Origin of the sequence: Methylomonas rosea (genome assembly GCF_024505055.1) — a bacterium.
GTDB lineage: Bacteria > Pseudomonadota > Gammaproteobacteria > Methylococcales > Methylomonadaceae > Methylomonas > Methylomonas rosea.
Map to the genome: position 1 here is coordinate 1 of NZ_JANIBL010000011.1, position 19,191 is coordinate 19,191.

The window sequence follows — 19,191 nt, forward strand, 5'->3', positions numbered from 1 at the left end:
CGGCGCCAGGCGCGCAGCAATTGCGGCCGCTGAGCCACCGGACGAGCCGCCGGGTACGCAATCGGTCGCCCAGGGATTACGCACCGGGCCGTAGAAACTGTTTTCGTTGGACGAGCCCATGGCAAATTCGTCCATGTTCAATTTGCCCAACATCACTGCACCAGCGCTGTTGAAGTGTTCAACCACTGTGGCGTCGTAGGGGGCGATAAAATTGTCCAACATTTTTGAGCCGCAGCTGGTTTTAGTGCCTAGCGTGCAGAAAATGTCTTTTTGGGCGATGGGGATTCCGGTTAGTGGTCCGGCGGTGCCGGCAGCAAGCAGTTGATCTGCGGTTTGCGCTTGTTGCAACGCGCTTTCCGCGCTAACGGTGATAAATGCGTTCAGGTCCTGGTGCTGGCTAATGCGGTCCAAGAAGAATTGGGTGAGATCAAAGCTGGAAAATTCTCTACTGCGCAGCCCGGCTGCCAGTTCGCTAAGGGTTTTTTTGTGCATAATCGTCCTTAATCGATGACTTTGGGAACCAGGTACAATCCGGCTTCTGTTTGCGGGGCGATGGTTTGGAAATGGTCGCGCTGATCGGTCTCGGTCACCGCGTCTTCGCGCAGGCGCTGCATTTGGTCCAGCGGATGCGCCATCGGCGTCACGCCGTCGGTGTTTAACTGGCCCATCTGCGTCATTAATTCCAGTACGCCGGATAGGTCTTTTGCATAGTGTTCGACATCTTGTTCAGCAATGCCCAGCCTTGCCAGGTGAGCGATTTTTTTAACGTCATTCGCCGTTAACGACATTCTTCTAACTCCAGGTTTTCTTAGTAAAACTATGATACTTTATATCTTGCTCAAATACCTGCTTGATTGTTAAAGTAGTGGGATTTTCCGTGTGCGCTTAGGGTACTGCATAAAATGTTTAAAAGAATTCGTGGCCTCTTTTCCAATGATTTGTCGATCGATTTAGGGACGGCAAATACGTTAATTTATGTTCCAGGCCAGGGAATCGTACTCAACGAGCCTTCCGTGGTGGCGATTAAAGAAGATAAAATTCGCGGCCAAAAAACCATCGCCGCCATCGGTGCCGATGCCAAAAGCATGTTGGGCCGTACGCCCGGCAATATCACCGCAATCCGGCCTCTAAAAGACGGCGTGATCGCCGATTTTGCGGTTACCGAACGCATGCTGCGATTTTTTATCAAAAAAGTGCATGAAAACAAATTGTTACGCCCTAGTCCGCGGATTTTGATCTGCGTGCCTTGCGGCTCTACCCAAGTGGAGAGGCGGGCGATTCGCGAATCGGCAGCCATGGCCGGCGCCAGAGAAGTGTATTTGATCGAAGAGCCGATGTCCGCTGCTGTTGGCGCGGGTTTACCGGTGGATACAGCACATGGTTCTATGGTGCTGGATATCGGTGGAGGGACTTCGGAAGTAGCGGTGATTTCCTTGAACGGTATTGTTTATTCCGCCTCAGTCCGAATCGGCGGCGACCGCTTCGACGATGCGATCATCAGCTATGTACGCCGCAATTACGGCACCTTGATCGGCGAAGCGACCGCCGAAAAAATCAAACATCAAATCGGCGCGGCCTATCCCGGCAGCGAAGTCCGGGAAATGCAAGTTACCGGCCGTAATCTGGCCGAGGGCGTGCCACGCAGTTTCTCGCTGAACAGCAACGAAATTTTGGAAGCCTTGCAAGAGCCATTATCAGGTATCGTCAGCGCGGTGAAAGTCGCGCTGGAACAAACCCCTCCGGAGCTGGGTGCGGACGTAGCCAGCCGGGGTATTGTCTTGACTGGCGGTGGTGCGTTGTTAAAGGATATTGATCGCTTGATTTCCGAGGAAACCGGTCTGCCGGTGTATATTGCCGACGATCCTTTGACATGCGTGGCCAGAGGTGGTGGCATGGTGTTGGAAATGTTGGATTCTAAAGGTGCTTCGGCGTTTTCTTTGGAATAAGCGCCGCTGCCAAACATCTCTGAAAGGCCGCTGTAACCGCGCAAAGTGGCTACAGCGGCCTTTTCTATGAAATTTATGCCGCTCGGCACATAATATGCCGGTCAGCGGAGGTTGATTGTTCTTACTTTCGCGTCGATGGGTGCCGGTCTTGCTTGTCGCGTTTTGATTGTTAGAGGTTTGCCATAAAACTCTTATTTGCCAAAGGCCCTTCGCTTAATACCCGTTTACTGGTGGCATTACTGGTATCCATTTCGATGTTAGTGATCGATTACCGTAGTGAGCGCCTGGAGCGGTTACGCTCCTTGTTGTCGGTGTTTACCTATCCATTACAGTCGCTTGCCAGCCTGCCGGTCGATTTTTACCAGACGGTTTCCGGAACGGTCATTTCTTTTGTGGAATTGCAAAAAGAAAATCGGCGTTTGAAAGAGGCCCAGTTTGTAAATGACACGAAATTGCTGAAATTCGCGGCCTTGGAAAAAGAAAATACCCGTCTGCGGATGCTGTTGGAAAACTCCTTTCAGCTTGGTGAGCAGGTGTTGGTCGCTGAGCTGGTGTCGGTAAAACTGGCCCCTTATGAGCATACCGTGGTGGTCAACAAAGGCTCGCGTTTTGGCGTGCATCCTGAACAACCGGTGTTGGATGCCAATGGCATTGTCGGCCAGGTGGTGAGGGCTTTGCCGTCCAGCTCGGAAGTGATGCTGATCACCGATCCGGATCATGCCATACCGGTACAAGTCAACCGCAATGGTTTGCGCACCATCGCCTTCGGCACCGGTCAACCCAATCGCCTGCATTTGCCGTTTCTGGCTAATAACGCCGACATCGTGCCTGGCGATTTGCTGGTAACTTCAGGGCTTGGCGGTGTGTTTCCGGCTGGTTACCCGGTGGCCGTAGTCGATAAGTTCGAAGCCAGGCCGGACAAATCCTTTGCCAATATCTACGCCACGCCAAAAGCGGAATTGGATAAAAGCCGCGAGTTTTTGATCGTCTGGAGTCACTCCACGCCGGTCGTGTTAGGGGAGCCGGGCAAAGCCCCGGTAGAACCCGAACCCAAGGGTGCAGAGAATGTCGCGCCTTGATTTTGCCGCCACTGTTTACTTCTTCGCCACCATAGGCGGGGCGATGGTGCTGCGGGTCATGTCGCTGTTTCCGAGCATGGATGTATTCAATCCGGACTGGATCGTACTGGTGTTGATTTATTGGTCCATTGCCTTGCCTGAACGGTTTGGCGTGTTCAGCGCTTGGTCGATAGGTTTGTTGACCGATGTGTTAACCGGGCGCTTGCTTGGCCAGTACGCCTTGATCTATGCGCTGATTTGCTATTTCAGTATCAACGAGCACCGGCGTTTGCGGCAATTCCCGATGGTGCAGCAATGCGTGTTTGTGTTTTTGTGTTTGTTTGCATCGCAGAGCATTATTTTCGGCACGGAAAGCATGCAAGCCGGCAATCGCCTGCCCCTGGCATTTTGGTATCCGGTGTTATCCGGAACCTTGGTGTGGCCGCTGGTGTTTGTGGTGCTGCGCTATATCCGGGTAATGGCGCGCATCGTTTAATGGGGCATGGATAGAAAATTCGCCATCAAAGACCCGCTCGCCGAAAGCCGCTTATTTTTAAGCCGCATCGTCGCGGCTTTTATCCTGATCCTGTTTTTGATCGCCGGTCTGGTGTTACGTTTGGTGTATTTGCAGGTCGTCGGGCATGAGCACTATGCGACGCTGTCCAAGGATAACCGCATCAAGATATCGCCCTTGCCCCCCACCCGCGGGGTGATTTACGACCGCAAGGGCCGGATGCTCGCGGAAAACGTGCCAACCTACAGTTTGGAACTTATTCCCGAACAGATCGAAAATATCGACGACACGCTAGCCAGATTGCAGAAGCTGCTGGACATTTCCGAAGAAAAAATCGATTTGTTTCAAAAGCAGCGCAAACGCAATAAATCCTTTACCAGCACGCCCTTATTGCAAAATCTCAGCGACGAGGACGTGGCGAAATTTGCCGTGGTTAGGCCGTATTTCCCCGGTGTCGATGTCTACGCGCGTTTGGTGCGGCATTATCCCTACGGCGATTTGGCTTCCCATGTCGTGGGCTATGTGGGGCGGATCAACGAGCAGGAGATGAGGACTCTGCCGCTGGCGAAATATCGCGGCACCAACCATATCGGCAAAACCGGTATTGAGAAAACCTACGAAGAACATCTGTTAGGTACCGCCGGTTACGAAGAAATTGAAACCAATGCGCAAGCCAGGGCAGTCAATACCGTGGCGACGGTGGAGCCGGTAGCCGGGTCCAACATCTATTTGACCTTAGATATCGATTTGCAAAAAATTGCTTACGACGCATTATCCGAATACAACGGCGCGGCGGTAGCGATTGAAATTAAAACCGGTGGCGTACTGGTGTTCGCCAGCCGGCCCGGTTTTGACCCCAATCCGTTTGTGTCGGGTATTTCCGGCAAAGAATACAAGGCCTTGCAGGATTCGCCGGATCAGCCGCTCTATAATCGGGCTTTGCGCGGCCAGTACCCGCCTGGCTCGACAGTCAAACCGTTTTTAGCGTTGGCCGGCTTGGAATATGGCGTCACCGAGTTCAACCACCGCTTATTCTGTCCCGGCTATTACAAATTGCCGAATGTCGATCATAAATACCGTGACTGGAAAAAATGGGGGCACGGCATGGTCGACATGAACGATGCGATTACCCAGTCCTGCGATGTGTATTTCTACGATCTGGCGCTGGCACTAGGCATCGATAAAATGCATGCATTTATGGATAAATTCAGTTTCGGCCGCAAAACCGGGATTGATTTGGTCGGCGAAGTGGACGGCTTGATGCCGTCCAAGGAATGGAAAAAACATTACCGTAGTCAGGCCTGGTTTCCCGGCGAGACGTTGATTACCGGAATAGGGCAAGGCTACACGCAAGCCACGCCGCTGCAATTGGCGCATGCCACGGCGACGTTGGCCAACTACGGCAAGGTGATCACGCCGCATCTGGTGCACAGTATTATTAGCGCCGATTATGCCGACATGATCGGCGGTAAAGCCGATGCCTTGATCCCGTTGAAAACGCAGAATGTCGAAAATATCATTAAAGGCATGACCAATGTGGTGCACGGTTCCAGGGGTACCGCCGGCCGCTTGGCCAAGGCCATTACCTATCAAATTGCCGGCAAGACTGGTACGGCACAAGTGTTTACCATCAAGCAGGAAGAGAAATACAACGAAGACGCCATCGACTTTAAAATGCGCGATCATGCTTTATTCATAGCTTTTGCCCCGGTGCACGATCCGCAAATCGCCGTGGCTATCATCGCCGAGCACGGCGGTCACGGCGGTTCGGTGGCGGCGCCGATTGCCGGCGAAATTATCGATGCCTATCTGAATCAGAAAAAGGATGCTCAGCCATGAGAACCGAAATGCGCAACGAACAATTCCAGCCGCCGTCGCTGCTGGGAAATTTGCTCAGAAAGCTGCATATCGACATTCCGCTGTTCATCGGCTTGTTACTGATCTGCGCCACCAGTTTTGTGATTTTATACAGTGCCGGCGGCCAGGAAGTGCCCTTGTTGATTCGACACGCCACCCGCATGGGTTTCGCGATTTTATTGATGATCGTGTTGGCGCATATCAACCCGCGCCGCTTCCAAACTTTTTCAGTGGCCCTGTTCACCGTTTGTGTGCTGCTGTTGTTGGCGGTAGCGGTGATGGGGCAGATCAGTATGGGCGCTCAGCGCTGGCTGGATCTTGGGTTCTTTCGTTTTCAGCCGTCCGAATTTACCAAAATCAGCGCGCCGATGATGGTGGCTTGGTATCTGTCGGAACGCGCCTTGCCGCCCAAGCCTAAACATGTGTTGGGTGCAGCGACGTTGTTGATTGTGCCGGTTTTACTAATTGCCAAACAGCCGGATTTGGGGACCTCGTTGCTGGTTGCCAGCTCCGGTGCGGCGGTATTGTTCTTCGCCGGCTTATCCTGGTGGTTCATGCTGGGCATTGTGGCTTTACTGGCGTCTTTGACGCCGGTGTTGTGGCATTTTATGCGCGATTATCAGCGCAATAGAGTATTGACGTTTATGAATCCGGAGGCCGATCCGATGGGCGCCGGTTACCATATCATCCAGTCGAAAATTGCTATCGGTTCCGGAGGGATCAACGGCAAGGGCTGGCTGGGCAGTAGTCAGGCGGAGCTGGATTTTTTACCGGAAAGCTCCACCGACTTTATCTTTGCGGTGTTTGCCGAGGAATTTGGCCTGTTCGGCTGCGTCGGTCTGCTGGTTTTGTATTTGCTGGTCATCAGCCGGTGTTTTTATATCGCCGTGCAAGCCCAGGATACCTACTCGCGCCTGTTGGCCGGCAGCTTGGCGTTTACTTTTTTTGTCTACGTTTTTGTGAATATCGGCATGGTGATCGGCGTATTGCCGGTGGTCGGCGTGCCGCTACCGCTGGTCAGTTACGGCGGCACCTCAATGGTGACCTTGATGGCCGGTTTCGGTATCCTGATGTCCATACATACTCACCGTAAATTACTACCCGTTTAATTGGCTTATGAATATCAACAAGAAACTATCCGCCTGGGTGTTAGCCGCCACGATACTGGGGGCAGGTTCGGCCTCCGCCGAGGTGGCAGAAACCGACAGCTTCAAACAATTTATCCATAACATGGTTAAACAACAGCATTTCAACGAAGCTGATTTGCGAAATCTGTTCAAAATGGTGCAAATCCAGCAGCCGATCCTGGATGCGATGTCCAAACCAGCGGAAGGTAAGCCTTGGTTTCAATACCGCGAGATCTTCATGACCGAAGCGCGCATCGCCGGAGGCGTGCAGTTCTGGAAAGATAACGAAGCAGTCTTGAAAGCCGTGGAAAGCCAATACGGTGTGCCGGCGGAAATCATCATCGCCATCATCGGCGTGGAAACCAAGTACGGCGCGCATACCGGCAAATACCGGGTGATCGACGCGCTGGTGACTTTGGGTTTTGCCTATCCGCCGCGCAGCGAGTTCTTCTTGAAAGAGTTGGAACAATTCCTGGTGTTAGCCCGCGAAGAGCATATTGACCCGCTGCAACCGATGGGGTCTTACGCCGGGGCGATGGGCTTGCCGCAGTTCATGCCCAGCAGTTTTCGCGGCTACGCCAAGGATTTTGATCTGGACGGTAAACGGAATATCTGGACCAATAGCGCCGATGCGATAGCCAGCGTGGCTAATTATTTCGTCCGTAACCAATGGCAACCCGGCGGGGCTGTGGCTTACCCGGTCACTGCGCGCGGCGACGCTTATCGGCAAGCGCTAGGCAAGGGCGTTAAACCCGATACTAACGTCGGCGAATTGCGCCGCTTAGGGGTGGATGCGCCGACGCAATTAGCCTCTAGCGAAACTGTCAAACTGTTGGCTTACCAGCAGCAGGTTGGCGAAGATTTATGGGTAGGCCTGCATAATTTCTATGTGATTACCCGCTACAACCACAGCCCGCTTTACGCGATGGCGGTGTATCAACTCAGCCAGGCCATTGCCGCCCGTAAGGCTTCTTAAGCATGACTGCCATTGATGGACTATTCTTGTCCGGCACTGGCAAAACCAGACTTGCTGGTAGCGCTTATATCTGACTTTACAGGGTCGATGCTATCGGCCCTGTTTCACTTGGCAGCGGGCCTATGCAATTTGATTCGTTTTTGTTTCTGATTTTTTGGCTAGTCGTTTTAGCTCTGCATTACTCGATAAGCAATTGGCGAGCGCAAAAAATTGTTTTACTAATAGCCAGCTACCTGTTCTATGCGGCCTGGAATCCACCGTTCGTGGTGTTGCTGTGGATTTCCACGACCGTAGATTTTTTTCTGGCCAAAACCATGGCGGCCTCGAAAAACCAGGAACGCCGTAAAGGCTTGCTGACGATTAGTTTGTTGGTGAATCTGGGGTTTCTGGGGTTTTTCAAATACGCGGATTTCTTGAATCAAAGTTTTGCCGCTGTGCTCGGATTAACGGGGATCAAATATCAACCGCTGCCTTTGAGCATCGTGTTGCCGATCGGTATTTCTTTTTATACCTTCCAGACCTTGTCCTACACGCTGGACGTTTATCAACGCAAAACGCCCGCCGAGCGCAGTTTTTTGGATTTTTCCTTGTTCGTGACGTTTTTTCCGCAACTGGTGGCCGGGCCGATAGTCCGTGCACCGCAGTTCTTGCCTCAGTGTAAAACCCCGCAAAAAGCCACCAGCGAACAATTTATTTGGGGACTGACGCTGTTTTTATTCGGAATATTCGCTAAAGCTATTTTGGCAGACACTGCCCTCGCACCGGTAGTCGATCAGATTTACACGACGCCCAGCGCGTTTCCAGGTTTGGATGTCTGGTTGGGGGTGCTGGCGTTTTCCGGGCAAATCTTTTTTGATTTTGCCGGTTATTCCTTATGCGCAATTGGTGCTGCGCTGACCCTGGGCTTTAGCTTGCCGGATAATTTTCATTGCCCTTACGGCGCGCTGGGGTTCTCGGATTTTTGGAAGCGCTGGCATATTTCGCTGTCCAGTTGGCTGCGGGATTATCTGTATTTTAGTTTGGGCGGTAGCCGGGGCAAGCCGATCAGGACCGCGTTTAATTTAGTGTTGGTGATGATTTTGGGTGGATTGTGGCATGGTGCGGCCTGGACCTTTGCGGTCTGGGGCTGTTTGCATGGCTTGTTTCTGATCATTGAACACGGCATCAAACAAATCACGGCTTATCGTCCAACAGGGCTGGCGCCAAAATTGGTTTTGATCTTGCTGACATTTGTAATCGTGTCGTTGACCTGGATTCCGTTTCGCGCGCAAGGTTTCGACAATTTAGCGGCATTAGTAGAGGCGCTGACCAATACGACCGGCAGTAGCGAATTAGCCATGCTTAACAGAGTGGTCGTTGTGGTAGTTATGACTACAACACTGATTTGGCACATGGCTAGTCGGGAAATCAGGCTTGAACAACGATTCGATAATTTCTCACCCATGGTCAAAACCAGCGTCATCGCCTTGTTGATGGTTTGTGTGGGTATTTTTTCTACGGGTGACAGTCGTGCATTCATCTACTTCCAATTCTAGTGATCGCTTGCCACGGCAAGATCTTAAACAGAGCTTTTTGATTGGCACGTTAATAGGGGTGCTGTTATTAATGGTCGTCGAGCTGAGATTACGGCAAATCGGCTTTCAGCCCACGGTGCAGGACAGCAAGGAATTATGGGCCACCGAGCGCAGCAAAGCCGTTTTGTTGGGCAAGCAGGCGTTGATTTTAGTCGGCGACTCGCGCATGCAACTAGATATGGACCTGGATGTGTTGGCTGCCACAACCGGTTTGACACCGGTGCAACTGGCCATAGACGGTTCGGAGTTTTTACCGGTGTTGGCGGATTTGGCTGCTGATGAGAGTATCACCGGTACCGTGCTGGTGTCCGGCGATGTCTGGAAGTTGGTAGAAAAGCAGCATACCGACCGTGCTAACGAATGGATAGATTTTTATCACCGAGAATACCAAGCCTTGGTGGCGCCCAAACTCGAAACGCTATTGAAAAGCCAAGTGCAACAATGGTCCGCGTTATACGCCAGCGGCATGCCGGCCAGCGACCTGCTGATACGCTTGAACACGCCCGGCAAGGTTAGGCCGCTTTATCTCAGCACTAAACCCAATCGGCAACGCGACGCCGATTATCAATTGGTCGAACAACCGATGTTTTATATTCAGCGGGTGTTACGCAACCTTGGGCAAACGGTCGATCTCACTAAAGTGGCTTCGCAAGCCGATTTCGAACGCTTGGTGATCGACGCCTTGCAACAATCGGCGCCGACTCATTATGCGCCGGAGCAGTTTTTCTACGTCAATCGCCTAACCGACCGGATTCTGGACCGGGGCGGCAAAATCGCCTTTATCAATTTCCCGATGACGGGATTGATTTTCGCTATCGATGAGCACCGTAGCCCGCGCCAATTCGGCTGGGATGTATTCGCCGCCCATAGCCGAGCAATTACTTTTAATTCTCAGGATTATCCGGCTTTAAACTTTGCATTGCCGGATGGCTCGCATTTGGATGTGCGAGATAAGCAGACTTTTACCGAACAGCTGGTTTCGGGATTGAAAGCCAAAGCGGTTTTTTGAATTCGGCGCTGGGAAAAAACGATGAATCAAACTCTATTTATTGTAGGTATTTGGTTTGGGCTGAGTTTGTCGAAGCCTATTTCTGTTGGGTCCTCCGGTAGGTTAAGTGCTCCCATGGTACAAGAGAAGCAGGGGAATATTTACTAGATCGCTATATGGCTTGGATTCGGTCTTCCAGACTCAGATCGCACACCAACCTTTCGAGTATCGTCGTTGTTGGGCAGGGAAAAGGCCATCATTTTTAAATTGTCTATTCCACATTTTTTTGAGGCCTCAAAATCGTTGGGCGGTAACTGCTTCTGTGTTTTCGCTGGCCTGCTAAAACTCAGAAGGGATAACTGTGGTAAGCCCATAACCATTCCCAATATGCCGCACCTCTGTGTCGCCGAACTCCTGCTGCTCCGCCGTCGCTTAATCCGACTCATCCTTAGCGACATTGTCGAAGCCGCGTCGTTGCTGCACGGTGAGGAACAATTTGTACACGGCTATGCCGGGTATCAAGGCTTGGACAAACGTTCTGAGATGCCCAGCGAAAGCGCCCCGGTCTGCGTGATTGCGATGCGTCCGGGCAAATTGGCCCAGTTAACCCAAGACGATTGCGAGCAGGCCCAGCTACTGCGCCAGGCTGCCCGCGAACTAGCAAGCCGCCGCGCTAAGGTCGAGTACGTGTTTCGGGATATCAAAATTCGTTTTGGTTATGCCAAGAATCGCTATCGGTGCTTGGTCACAAACGCGGCGAGTTTGACCTTCCTGACGGCGATTGCCAACGTGCTGCGCGGTGACGCTTATGAACGTCGGAGTCTGATTGCGTCCGAAATTTGAAAATAGACCCGGAAACGGGCGAGTTCTTCGCGAACAACCAATGGTTTGATCAAAAATCGAGCGAATATTGAAATTTTTTACTCACTTTGACAGTGAATGCCGTTCAAAATGGTTGTTTTTCAGAGGTTCCTTAGGGCTTTAGTTGACAGGATTGAGTATTTGTATCGATTAATTATTCGGTGTCAATTATTTTACTAAAGCTGTCAATCTCTTGGATCTGTAGAAGTTCATTCTGGTATGTTGTTAGCATAGCTTTTTTATTTTTCATTACGAAATGAAGACAACTAAATTTCCAATTCATCCATTTTGTAATACCTCCTGCATTACGTAATTCATCAGGAAACATCATAAACCAAGTTAGCCATATCTTTAGTTTAAGGTGCCGGGCAAAATGATGAGCAGCAATATCTTCAACAATTGGCTCGATTTCGCCTAGTAAGCTCTCAATGTTTTCTGTTGCCAATAATTTGACTATTTTTTTGATGGCATCAGCTCTAAAAAAATAGCATCCGCCTTGGGTATATTCAAAATTAACATAATGCCCATCTCCAATTAAATCTGCATCACTCTTAGCAACAGCACGGAAAATAATATCATTAAAGAAAAAAACGTCGGAATCTACACGGGCAACAATGTCGTTATCTAAAGCATGTTCTGCAACTTTTTCATAAGCTTGCCAAATTGTCTTGATTTGATTAGCTCCCCAACCCATACTTTTTGGCCAAGGTATAACCTTTGTTCCAGGAATTAGACTTTGTATAGATAAAATTTGAGCATCTGATAAAGGTTGTTCATTATCATTAAATACATAAATTTTAAAATTATGATTTGATGAAAATTTTAACAGGCTGTGTAAAGAACAATACAGATATTTGAAATAAGAGTTACAACTGAAATAACATAAATGAAATGTTGGCTGCGAATGCGTATTTTGCAAAAGCAATATGGTTCTAATAAATATATTTTTTATAAAATTAGGAAATTGCTTGGCTCTTATTGGTATTGAAGGTAGAGATTTGCGCATTATATTGATGTTTGTTGGTGGCTAATATCTAATAACACTGATTTAAGTAAATTGGCAGGTAATTATTGTAGGGTTTTGAGCTTAGTTTGATTGTATAATAATTTCAAATTCCTAGTGCTGCCAATTTTTTATTTCATTCCTTTTGGGAGACAAACCTACTGGCATTTTGGGTATTGTACTTGGGTTTTGAATCTGCCCATTGGTCCCCTAAGAGCCAACAACCTAGGTACTCAAAGACGGAAGTCCGGGTATGGATGATGTTCAACTAATCCTTGGAGATTAATTGATTCTGGCTCAGACAATTCAAAAGAGGGCAACATGCCAAATTAAGGTAGCGTAACAAGCGCTTTAGCTTAGACTATGTTTTTAATATGGACTTAGCAAGGTTTGGCGCGAGCAATGTAACGATGAGGCAAGTTGATGGAAGACGATAAAACCGTTTTCATGGGCGTTAGTCCGTTTAAAACACCGGAAGTGGATACCGATCGCACGGTATTGGCCAAGCCCGGGACGCTTCTGGTTGATTTGCTGAATATTAGCGGAGAAGTGATCGCCAATCATGCTTTCGAAAACAGTTTCAGTGTTGGTCGTGCCCAAGAGAATTCGGTGGTCGTCAATGATCAATCGATTAGCCGGCATCACATGCAAATCAAGCGCGAGCCCGATGGCTGGTGGCTGGTTGACTTAAACAGCACGCACGGCGTTTATCTGGACAAACAACGGCTGGCCGCTAAAACCAAATTGCACTTGCCAGTGTTGTTGGACCTGGGCGTTTCGCCGTTTCAGCTAAAAATCAGCTCCGCAAATGCAAAACCCGTTTTACTCACGCCAAAAGACGACGCCACCTTATTTGCCGCCGCGCAGACGCCTGTTTTAAGTCAGCCCACGGCCCCGTCTCCCAAGCCGCAACAGAACTTATCGGCCGATGCCATCAAAAATCGCCTGTTGTCCGAGGAAGAGTCGGCGGATATGGGCGATTACACCCGCATGGTGCGGCGGGTGATCCGCGAGGATAGAACGGTCAGAACCAGAAACTATAAAAAGCTGATTTGGTCCTTAGGGATCTTGTTTGTCATATCCGCCGGCTTGGTGACCTATCAATATCTGGCGCTGGATAATGCCCGCAAGCTGGCGATCAACATGTTTTACGACGTCAAAACCCTGGAAGTCAGTTTGTCGCAAGCCGACATACGGCTGGCGGAGAATGTCGAGTCCTTGGCCAAAGCCTTAGAGGAAGTAAAGGACGAAAAATTAAAGGTCTCTCAAGAGCGCATCAAAGCCGAACAGGCAAAAATTCTGGAAGAGAAAAAACGTCTAGCGGAGGAAAGAAAGAAGTTGAAACTGATGAAAGCCAAATATCAGGAGTATCTAAAAGAAATCGATTTTCTGCGCCTGAGTTTTCCGACCGATGAACAATACGAGCGCGAGTTGATTACCCGCGTGGTCAGAGGCTTTGGTGAGAGTGAGTTGGAACTGCCGGACGAGTTTGTCACACAAGTGCGGCAATACATCAAGAACTGGCAGGATACCGCCCGGTTGCGCGTAGCCATTAAAAACATGCAAGACAACCAATATGGCACCATGGTCTTGGATGCGCTGGATAAGGAAGGCTTGCCGGCGTATTTTATGTACTTGCCGCTACAGGAAAGCAATTACGACACTAAAGCGATAGGGCCGGAGACTCGTTTTGGGATTGCGAAGGGTGCCTGGCAATTCCTGGCTACCACCGGCCAGGAATACGGTCTACCGCCCGGGCCGCTGGCGAATGTCAGAGAATACGACGAACAGGATGCGCGTTTCGACTTCGCGCAGGCCACCCAAGCCGGTGCGAAATACCTGAAATATATCTACAGCAAGCAGGCGCAGGCATCGGGATTATTGGTGATGGCCAGCTATAACTACGGCCATAACAAAGTCCGGGGGATGGTAGAAAAAATGCCGGACAACCCGCGCGACCGCAACTTCTGGAAATTCATCCAACAATACGAAATCCCGGTAGAAACCTACGATTATGTGTTTTACATCGTCTCGGCGGCAGTAATAGGCGAAGACCCAAAACACTTCGGTTTCGACTTCAATCCGCCGCTGTTACAAATATCTCAGGCCGTCAATTGAGTTTTTGCTCTACTTCGGCGGTTTTCGGCGACTAATATTGGTTTAATTTGAGCTGCGAGCTAAGGCGAGTTTAATGCCAATAGGCAATAGCCGTGTTTAGACATACTGGGTGTTATACATGCGGCGCAAGGCCCAATGATTATTTCGTAGGTTAAAGAAGTTCTTTAGCCAAAGGCTATCAGTGAAGCCGGGCGGACTAAAGCGGAAATTTTCGTCTAGCTGTTTTATCATGGCACCAACAAGGATGTGTTTGCCCCCGGGTTGGTCTCGGGCGTTTACAATCGACAAGGATTTGCGATGTCTCCCTGTGCTGTGTTCATTCGGCTGTTTTCGGCCTCTTCCAGTTTTATTTTTGCCTGCTTGCTGGCATTGGCTAATTCTAGTGTGTGTCAGGCCGGGCTAAATGACACATTCAATCTACCTATCAATCACACGCCGCAGCAACCGGCACTATTGCTGGACCTGGGCAGCGTGCCTGACACACAATCTCGCTCGTTACCCGGTGTTCAATTCATACAGGGCCACGCGCAGCAAGACCCGCAAGCTGGTGTTAGCTGGCAAGTCGAACCTGACGCCGTTAACGTGCTGCATTCAGGCTTTGGCCAATGGCAAACGGCTTTTCGATTCAATTTAAGTCAACCTGTCGTGGGCGATTTCCAATTCTGGGCGCGCTGGCGACAGGGTGGCGATCCGAATGTTTGTGTGCAGGCTTTCGAAGTTTGGGCCGGGCCGGATGTGGGCCGGTTGGCCTTGCGCGGCAGTTTGTCGCTCAAACCCAAGGGCTGGGAATATTCCTGGATTACCGGCGATGTGACGGTGCCGCTGCAAGCCGACGATAAGGTGGTCGAGATTCGCAATAGCGGCAACGGCCATGATGCCAAAGTGTTCGATGCGTTTTTGTTGGCTTCGCCGTGGGCCGCACTGCCTTTGGCGGGTAGCGCCGAACAGCCGGTCGTGCTGTTGGAATTGGGTAAAGCACCGGCCTTGGCAGCGTTGCCAAAGCCGCCCTATCTTGAACTAGTCGCCGGTTCAGCCACGGCGGGCGCTAATACCGGCGCCTTGGCTATCGAGAATGACGAAGCGCTATTGTTTCATCAGGGTTTTGGCGATTGGGGCGGACGTTTTCGGTTTAAGTTGCCGGCAACGCTGAAGCCCGGGCAGTACCGGCTGCAAGCCCGCTATAAAAGTGGCGGGGAGGTGTCGCAGGTCAAGCAAAACTTCATCGTCAAGGCTGGCGCCAAGCCTGAGGATCTGGCGACTCGCGCCGAGTTGGCGTTGACCAACTCCACGCCGTGGGAATATCAATGGTTGCCGGCATCTACGACTATCAACTTACTGCCCGGCGACCATTGGCTGGAAATTGAAAATAGCGGCAAGGCGGACGGCGCCAAAGTCTTCGATGCCTTTTTATTGAAACTGGATAAACCGCTAGGTGACTGGATGTCCGCCGAACAAGCTCAGGCCAGAAATCGCTTCCTGGCTTTGACCAAGCCTGCCGCCGCAGGCCCGCGTCGCCTTTATCTGCTGGATGGCAACGGTGAAAATGCCGAGACATTGTTTCGCGGCTTGGCGGCGGATGCGGCGCGGCCTGTCTATGAACATTTGCCGGTGACTTATCTGATCGGCCCCGAAGCCGAAACGCTGGCTCGGCAATTGAATATCGAGACGTTGCCCGCAGCAGTAATCGCCGACGATCACTTTACCGTGCTTGGCGCACTGACTCAGCCTGCTAATGAAACGGAGGTGCTCAAATTTCTGGCTGAACCCGGCAAATTTGGCGCTATGCCGAAACCCGCTCAAGTTACTCCCCTGCAGCCGACACCTATGAGCAATGGTATTCCACACGCTTGGCTGGTCGGCGGCTTACAGGACGGGCAGGCCGGCGTCTCGGTGTTCGGCCTGGACACGGAAGCCATCTTGCGACCCAATCCCGAGCAACCCTATCTGAGCCTGGAAATGATGGGCGGCAAAATGCGTAATTGGCGTATTGCAACAACTCAGGCCAACGGCGAGACCGACATAGAAGCCAGTACCCAGCATGCCTATGGCTGGTCGCGCGGCACGGGCTATGCCCAGCTTTATGTATACGCCGAGCAGCCCATTCAAACGCAACTGCATCTGCGACATTCCGGTATCAACTCTGCAGGCTGGCTGGATGGTCAGAATTTGACATTTAATGATGATCCAACGCCCCAGCCTGGCGCACCCAAGTCTATCGGCGTCCAAGTCAACGCCCTGTTGCACGGTTTAACCACGGAAGGCTTGCTGGCAAGCGCTACAGCGGAGCTCGCGCAGACGCCGCAAGTGGCGACACTAAACCTAACGCCCGGCTGGCATAGCCTGCTGCTTAAACTGGTGATGCAACATGATCAAGGCCAGCGCTTTCATTTCTCCGGCGTGTTTACCGATGCGGCCGGGCGACCGCTGGAAAGCGTGAAAACCCAAGTCGCCGACCCCGATGCCGATCTGGCTTTGCAACGGATTGCTGCGAAATTGCGGCCTATCGTGTTCGTTGACGCACCGGCCAATCTGCCGCATCCAGGCGACGCAGTGAAGCTAAAAGTAGATTTACGCTGGCAACCCGTTTTGGAAGAAATGACATTATCGGCGCCGTTATTGCGTTTCCCTGCAAAGTTACGTCTGCGTCTGGTCGATTACAACGGCAAACAAATCGCCGCAAGGGAAATTAGCGACACCTTTCCCGGTCAGGTCGAAGCCGATTTCGGCAAGTTGCTTGAGCCGGGCTATTACGCGGTATATCCATCCTTGTATACAAACGATGGCCGCTTGATCATGCGTTATCCAGCCGACGGCTTTAGTGTGGTCGGCGGCAATGCCGCCCAAAAACAACGGCTGGCGCAAAAAAAACTCTGGAACAACGATTACTACGCCCTTGCCGACGGCGATAAAAGTTTCCGGCAGTCCGGCGGCTACTTTACCTGGTTGGAGCGCATGGGGATTTTCAGAAGCTACGGTAGCTATCCGGGCTTTGATTCCCAATACCGGCCGCTTTGGGAACAAGCCAAGCAGCGCGGCTTACAGCTAGTCGCCGATTCTTCAGGCGACAGCAACTGGCTGAACGACAAGCCGGGCGACAGCCAAAACTTTATCAATAGTGCGGCAGCGTATACGCGCTTTTTCAAAGCTACTAACGAGATCGATATTCGCCATGAAGCCGAGTGGCAAAAGCTGCGCGAGCCGGCGCATTGGCTCGAACGAGCCAAATGGGAATACCAGTTGGCCCATCAAGCGCGCAGTGATGCGCATGTCGTCGGCGGTAGCCTGGTCAGGCCGGGCGAGGGCGATTGGTTTAAACAGGTATTGCAACTGGGTTTGGATAATTATCAGGATGCCTGGGACGTGCATGCCTACCCGCAACAGCCGCCGCGTTTTGGCGGCCCGATCGGCAATGGCGATACGGAAGATGAGCGGGGTGTGTTGGCAACCTATGCCAGCCTGGGCCGAAGCAACCAATTGCCGTTCTGGTTGGGCGAAACCGGTGCCAAGGCCATGCACGGCTTCAGTGGCCGGCGCTGGCAGGCGGAGCAGGTGGCGAAAATCATCGCCTGGGTCAACAGTCGCCAGGATTATCTGGGCGTGGCATTTTGTATTGTCCACGAATATGATTTGGCTTATGGTCGCATCTGGGATTATTCCTTGGGCCATAAGCCGGGCGAGGCGGCGATGTATACCGCCGGTGCGCTGATCGACGGGCTGCCTTACCGTGCTATCGATACCAAGGATGGCAATATACAGGCCGCCTATTTTGGCGACACCTTGATGATCTGGCGCGCGGACGACTCCAGTAGCGTCCGGACCATACAGTTAGACCCGAAAAAGGCCTGGGTGGTGGTGGATGTGGTCGGGCACGTTCGAGACTTGGCGGTCGATAGTGCAGGCAAGGCCAATGTTTCCATTTCATCCAGCCCTGTCTATCTGTTGTCGCGCGCTGACTATCTAAATTTGCTCCGCGATTAAAATCTGGCTTATTTGTGGTGTCTTTGCAAGGAAAACGGTTTTTCTATCCAGCAAAATAATACGCTCGAAGGTAATAAGGTAATCAGGAAAATAGGCGTTAAACCCATCCAGAATATTAGTTCGCTGCCGTGATGGGGAGGAAGTAGTTTGGCAAATACCATGAAAATAGCTTTTAATGACAGGCCATGAATTAAATAATAAGAATAACTCATGTTGCCCAGCCATCTAAGGTAGGGTGATGTAAATAAATAATTGGTAAATCCTGACATGCAAAAACATTCCAGGCAGAAAATAAAAAACAGCGCGTAAAGTAATAAGTACTTTAATGAAATATTGATGGGGTAGTAGCTGGTTATTCCGAATGATGTAATAGCCAATATTAAAGCTGGCAAGCCTATGGGCGGGAAGTGTTTTAAATAACCGCTTTCGACAGTTTCGTACAAAATTATTCCGGCAATAAACATTAGTAAGCGAATTGGGCCGCTGTGATTATAAAAGTAGCTGAATAATATAATTGATGCCGATAAGAATAATAATATCCTGTATCTTCTCGGCCAAGAGCGCAGCTTAAGTGTCGTTATTAGTAACGGAATCAACAGGTAATAAAAAAACTCATAGCTCAATGACCAGGCTACGGTAATAATAGGAGTAATATCGAACAAGCCGGGCATCAGCAAATAATTTTGCATCACGAAAACAAATCCGCTTTTCCAGTCGTTGGGGATTTTCGATTCGGACGGAAAAGCAAACGAAAGTGCCAGATAAATAATAAAGACTACGGTAAATGTTGGATAAATTCTCTGTATTCTGCGGTATAAATATTTTTTGAACTCGGTAGGCTTTTTTATCAGCATGCCGTAAATCAAATAACCGCTTAATACAAAAAACAAATCAACGCCGGTATTGCCGATGGTATGAATGTTTCTCGCAATTACGTGAGTAATCGAATTTGTCAGCAGCCATGGTTCGATTAATGTCACATAGTGAACCAGAAATACCAGAAACACCGCAAAGCCGCGTATGCCTTCCATCGAGCGAATGGCGTTATGGCCAATATGGGATATTTCGAAAGTATTGCGGATCCAACTTGCGATATTTATCATATTTATTGCTTAGGTTATTGATGCTGGGTCGAGGGTAAAAGTGATTAAATTACAAACCAATAGCGGCTGATTTACAAATCGCCAAGGT

The 19,191-nt window shown here is 50.6% G+C and carries 15 protein-coding genes; 11 read left to right on the top strand and 4 right to left on the bottom strand.

Annotated features, from left to right (window positions below; all coding sequences use genetic code 11):
- Together NP589_RS05105 and gatC are read right to left on the bottom strand one after the other, a co-directional pair.
- Nucleotides 1–492, bottom strand: a 492-nt coding sequence (locus NP589_RS05105; protein ID WP_256606020.1) for an amidase, incomplete at its 3' end; no start/stop codon positions are given.
- Nucleotides 493–500: 8 nt separating this feature from the next.
- Entirely contained in the window at nucleotides 501–788 is a 288-nt protein-coding gene (gene gatC / locus NP589_RS05110) for an Asp-tRNA(Asn)/Glu-tRNA(Gln) amidotransferase subunit GatC (RefSeq protein WP_256606021.1), read from the bottom strand.
- Nucleotides 789–902: 114 nt separating this feature from the next.
- Between gatC and NP589_RS05115 the strand changes: the two genes are divergently transcribed.
- The 9 genes from NP589_RS05115 to NP589_RS05155 all read left to right on the top strand — a co-directional run bounded on the left by NP589_RS05115 (nucleotide 903) and on the right by NP589_RS05155 (nucleotide 10,883).
- Entirely contained in the window at nucleotides 903–1,946 is a 1,044-nt protein-coding gene (locus NP589_RS05115; RefSeq protein WP_020484718.1) for a rod shape-determining protein, read from the top strand.
- 182 nt (nucleotides 1,947–2,128) lie between these two features.
- Nucleotides 2,129–3,025 carry a rod shape-determining protein MreC gene (mreC, locus tag NP589_RS05120; RefSeq protein WP_256606079.1) on the top strand — a complete coding sequence of 299 codons (897 nt, stop codon included), beginning with the start codon at nucleotides 2,129–2,131 and terminating at the stop codon, nucleotides 3,023–3,025.
- Nucleotides 3,012–3,500, top strand: coding sequence for a rod shape-determining protein MreD (gene mreD / locus NP589_RS05125; RefSeq protein ID WP_256606022.1), 489 nt, complete (start codon nucleotides 3,012–3,014; stop codon nucleotides 3,498–3,500). The genes mreC and mreD overlap by 14 nt, the downstream gene beginning before the upstream one ends.
- Nucleotides 3,501–3,506: 6 nt before the next feature.
- Nucleotides 3,507–5,357, top strand: coding sequence for a penicillin-binding protein 2 (mrdA, locus tag NP589_RS05130; RefSeq protein WP_256606023.1), 1,851 nt, complete (start codon nucleotides 3,507–3,509; stop codon nucleotides 5,355–5,357).
- Entirely contained in the window at nucleotides 5,354–6,484 is a 1,131-nt protein-coding gene (gene rodA, locus NP589_RS05135; protein ID WP_064036194.1) for a rod shape-determining protein RodA, read from the top strand. The genes mrdA and rodA overlap by 4 nt, the downstream gene beginning before the upstream one ends.
- Before the next feature lie 7 nt (nucleotides 6,485–6,491).
- Nucleotides 6,492–7,478: a lytic murein transglycosylase B gene (gene mltB / locus NP589_RS05140; protein WP_256606024.1), complete on the top strand. Its 987-nt coding sequence runs from the start codon at nucleotides 6,492–6,494 to the stop codon at nucleotides 7,476–7,478.
- Nucleotides 7,479–7,600: 122 nt separating this feature from the next.
- On the top strand, nucleotides 7,601–9,013 hold the full coding sequence (locus NP589_RS05145) for an MBOAT family O-acyltransferase (RefSeq protein WP_256606025.1): 1,413 nt from the start codon (nucleotides 7,601–7,603) through the stop codon (nucleotides 9,011–9,013).
- A gap of 37 nt (nucleotides 9,014–9,050) precedes the next feature.
- Nucleotides 9,051–10,061, top strand: coding sequence for a hypothetical protein (locus NP589_RS05150; protein WP_256606026.1), 1,011 nt, complete (start codon nucleotides 9,051–9,053; stop codon nucleotides 10,059–10,061).
- Between the two features lie 366 nt (nucleotides 10,062–10,427).
- A complete protein-coding gene (locus NP589_RS05155; RefSeq protein ID WP_256606027.1) occupies nucleotides 10,428–10,883 on the top strand; it encodes a transposase in 456 nt (151 codons plus the stop codon).
- 172 nt (nucleotides 10,884–11,055) lie between these two features.
- Here the strand turns inward: NP589_RS05155 and NP589_RS05160 are convergent, their stop codons facing one another.
- Entirely contained in the window at nucleotides 11,056–11,907 is an 852-nt protein-coding gene (locus NP589_RS05160; protein WP_256606028.1) for a glycosyltransferase family A protein, read from the bottom strand.
- Between the two features lie 420 nt (nucleotides 11,908–12,327).
- On the opposite strand from NP589_RS05160, the gene NP589_RS05165 reads away from it, so the two are divergent.
- Both NP589_RS05165 and NP589_RS05170 read left to right on the top strand, forming a co-directional pair.
- A complete protein-coding gene (locus NP589_RS05165) occupies nucleotides 12,328–14,022 on the top strand; it encodes an FHA domain-containing protein (protein ID WP_256606029.1) in 1,695 nt (564 codons plus the stop codon).
- Between the two features lie 297 nt (nucleotides 14,023–14,319).
- A complete protein-coding gene (locus NP589_RS05170; protein WP_256606030.1) occupies nucleotides 14,320–18,000 on the top strand; it encodes a hypothetical protein in 3,681 nt (1,226 codons plus the stop codon).
- 8 nt (nucleotides 18,001–18,008) lie between these two features.
- Here NP589_RS05170 and NP589_RS05175 read toward each other — a convergent pair whose 3' ends face one another.
- The gene (locus NP589_RS05175) at nucleotides 18,009–19,103 is read right to left on the bottom strand and encodes an acyltransferase family protein (protein WP_256606031.1); all 1,095 of its coding nucleotides are present in this window, start codon (nucleotides 19,101–19,103) and stop codon (nucleotides 18,009–18,011) included.
- Between the last annotated feature and the right edge of the window lie 88 nt (nucleotides 19,104–19,191).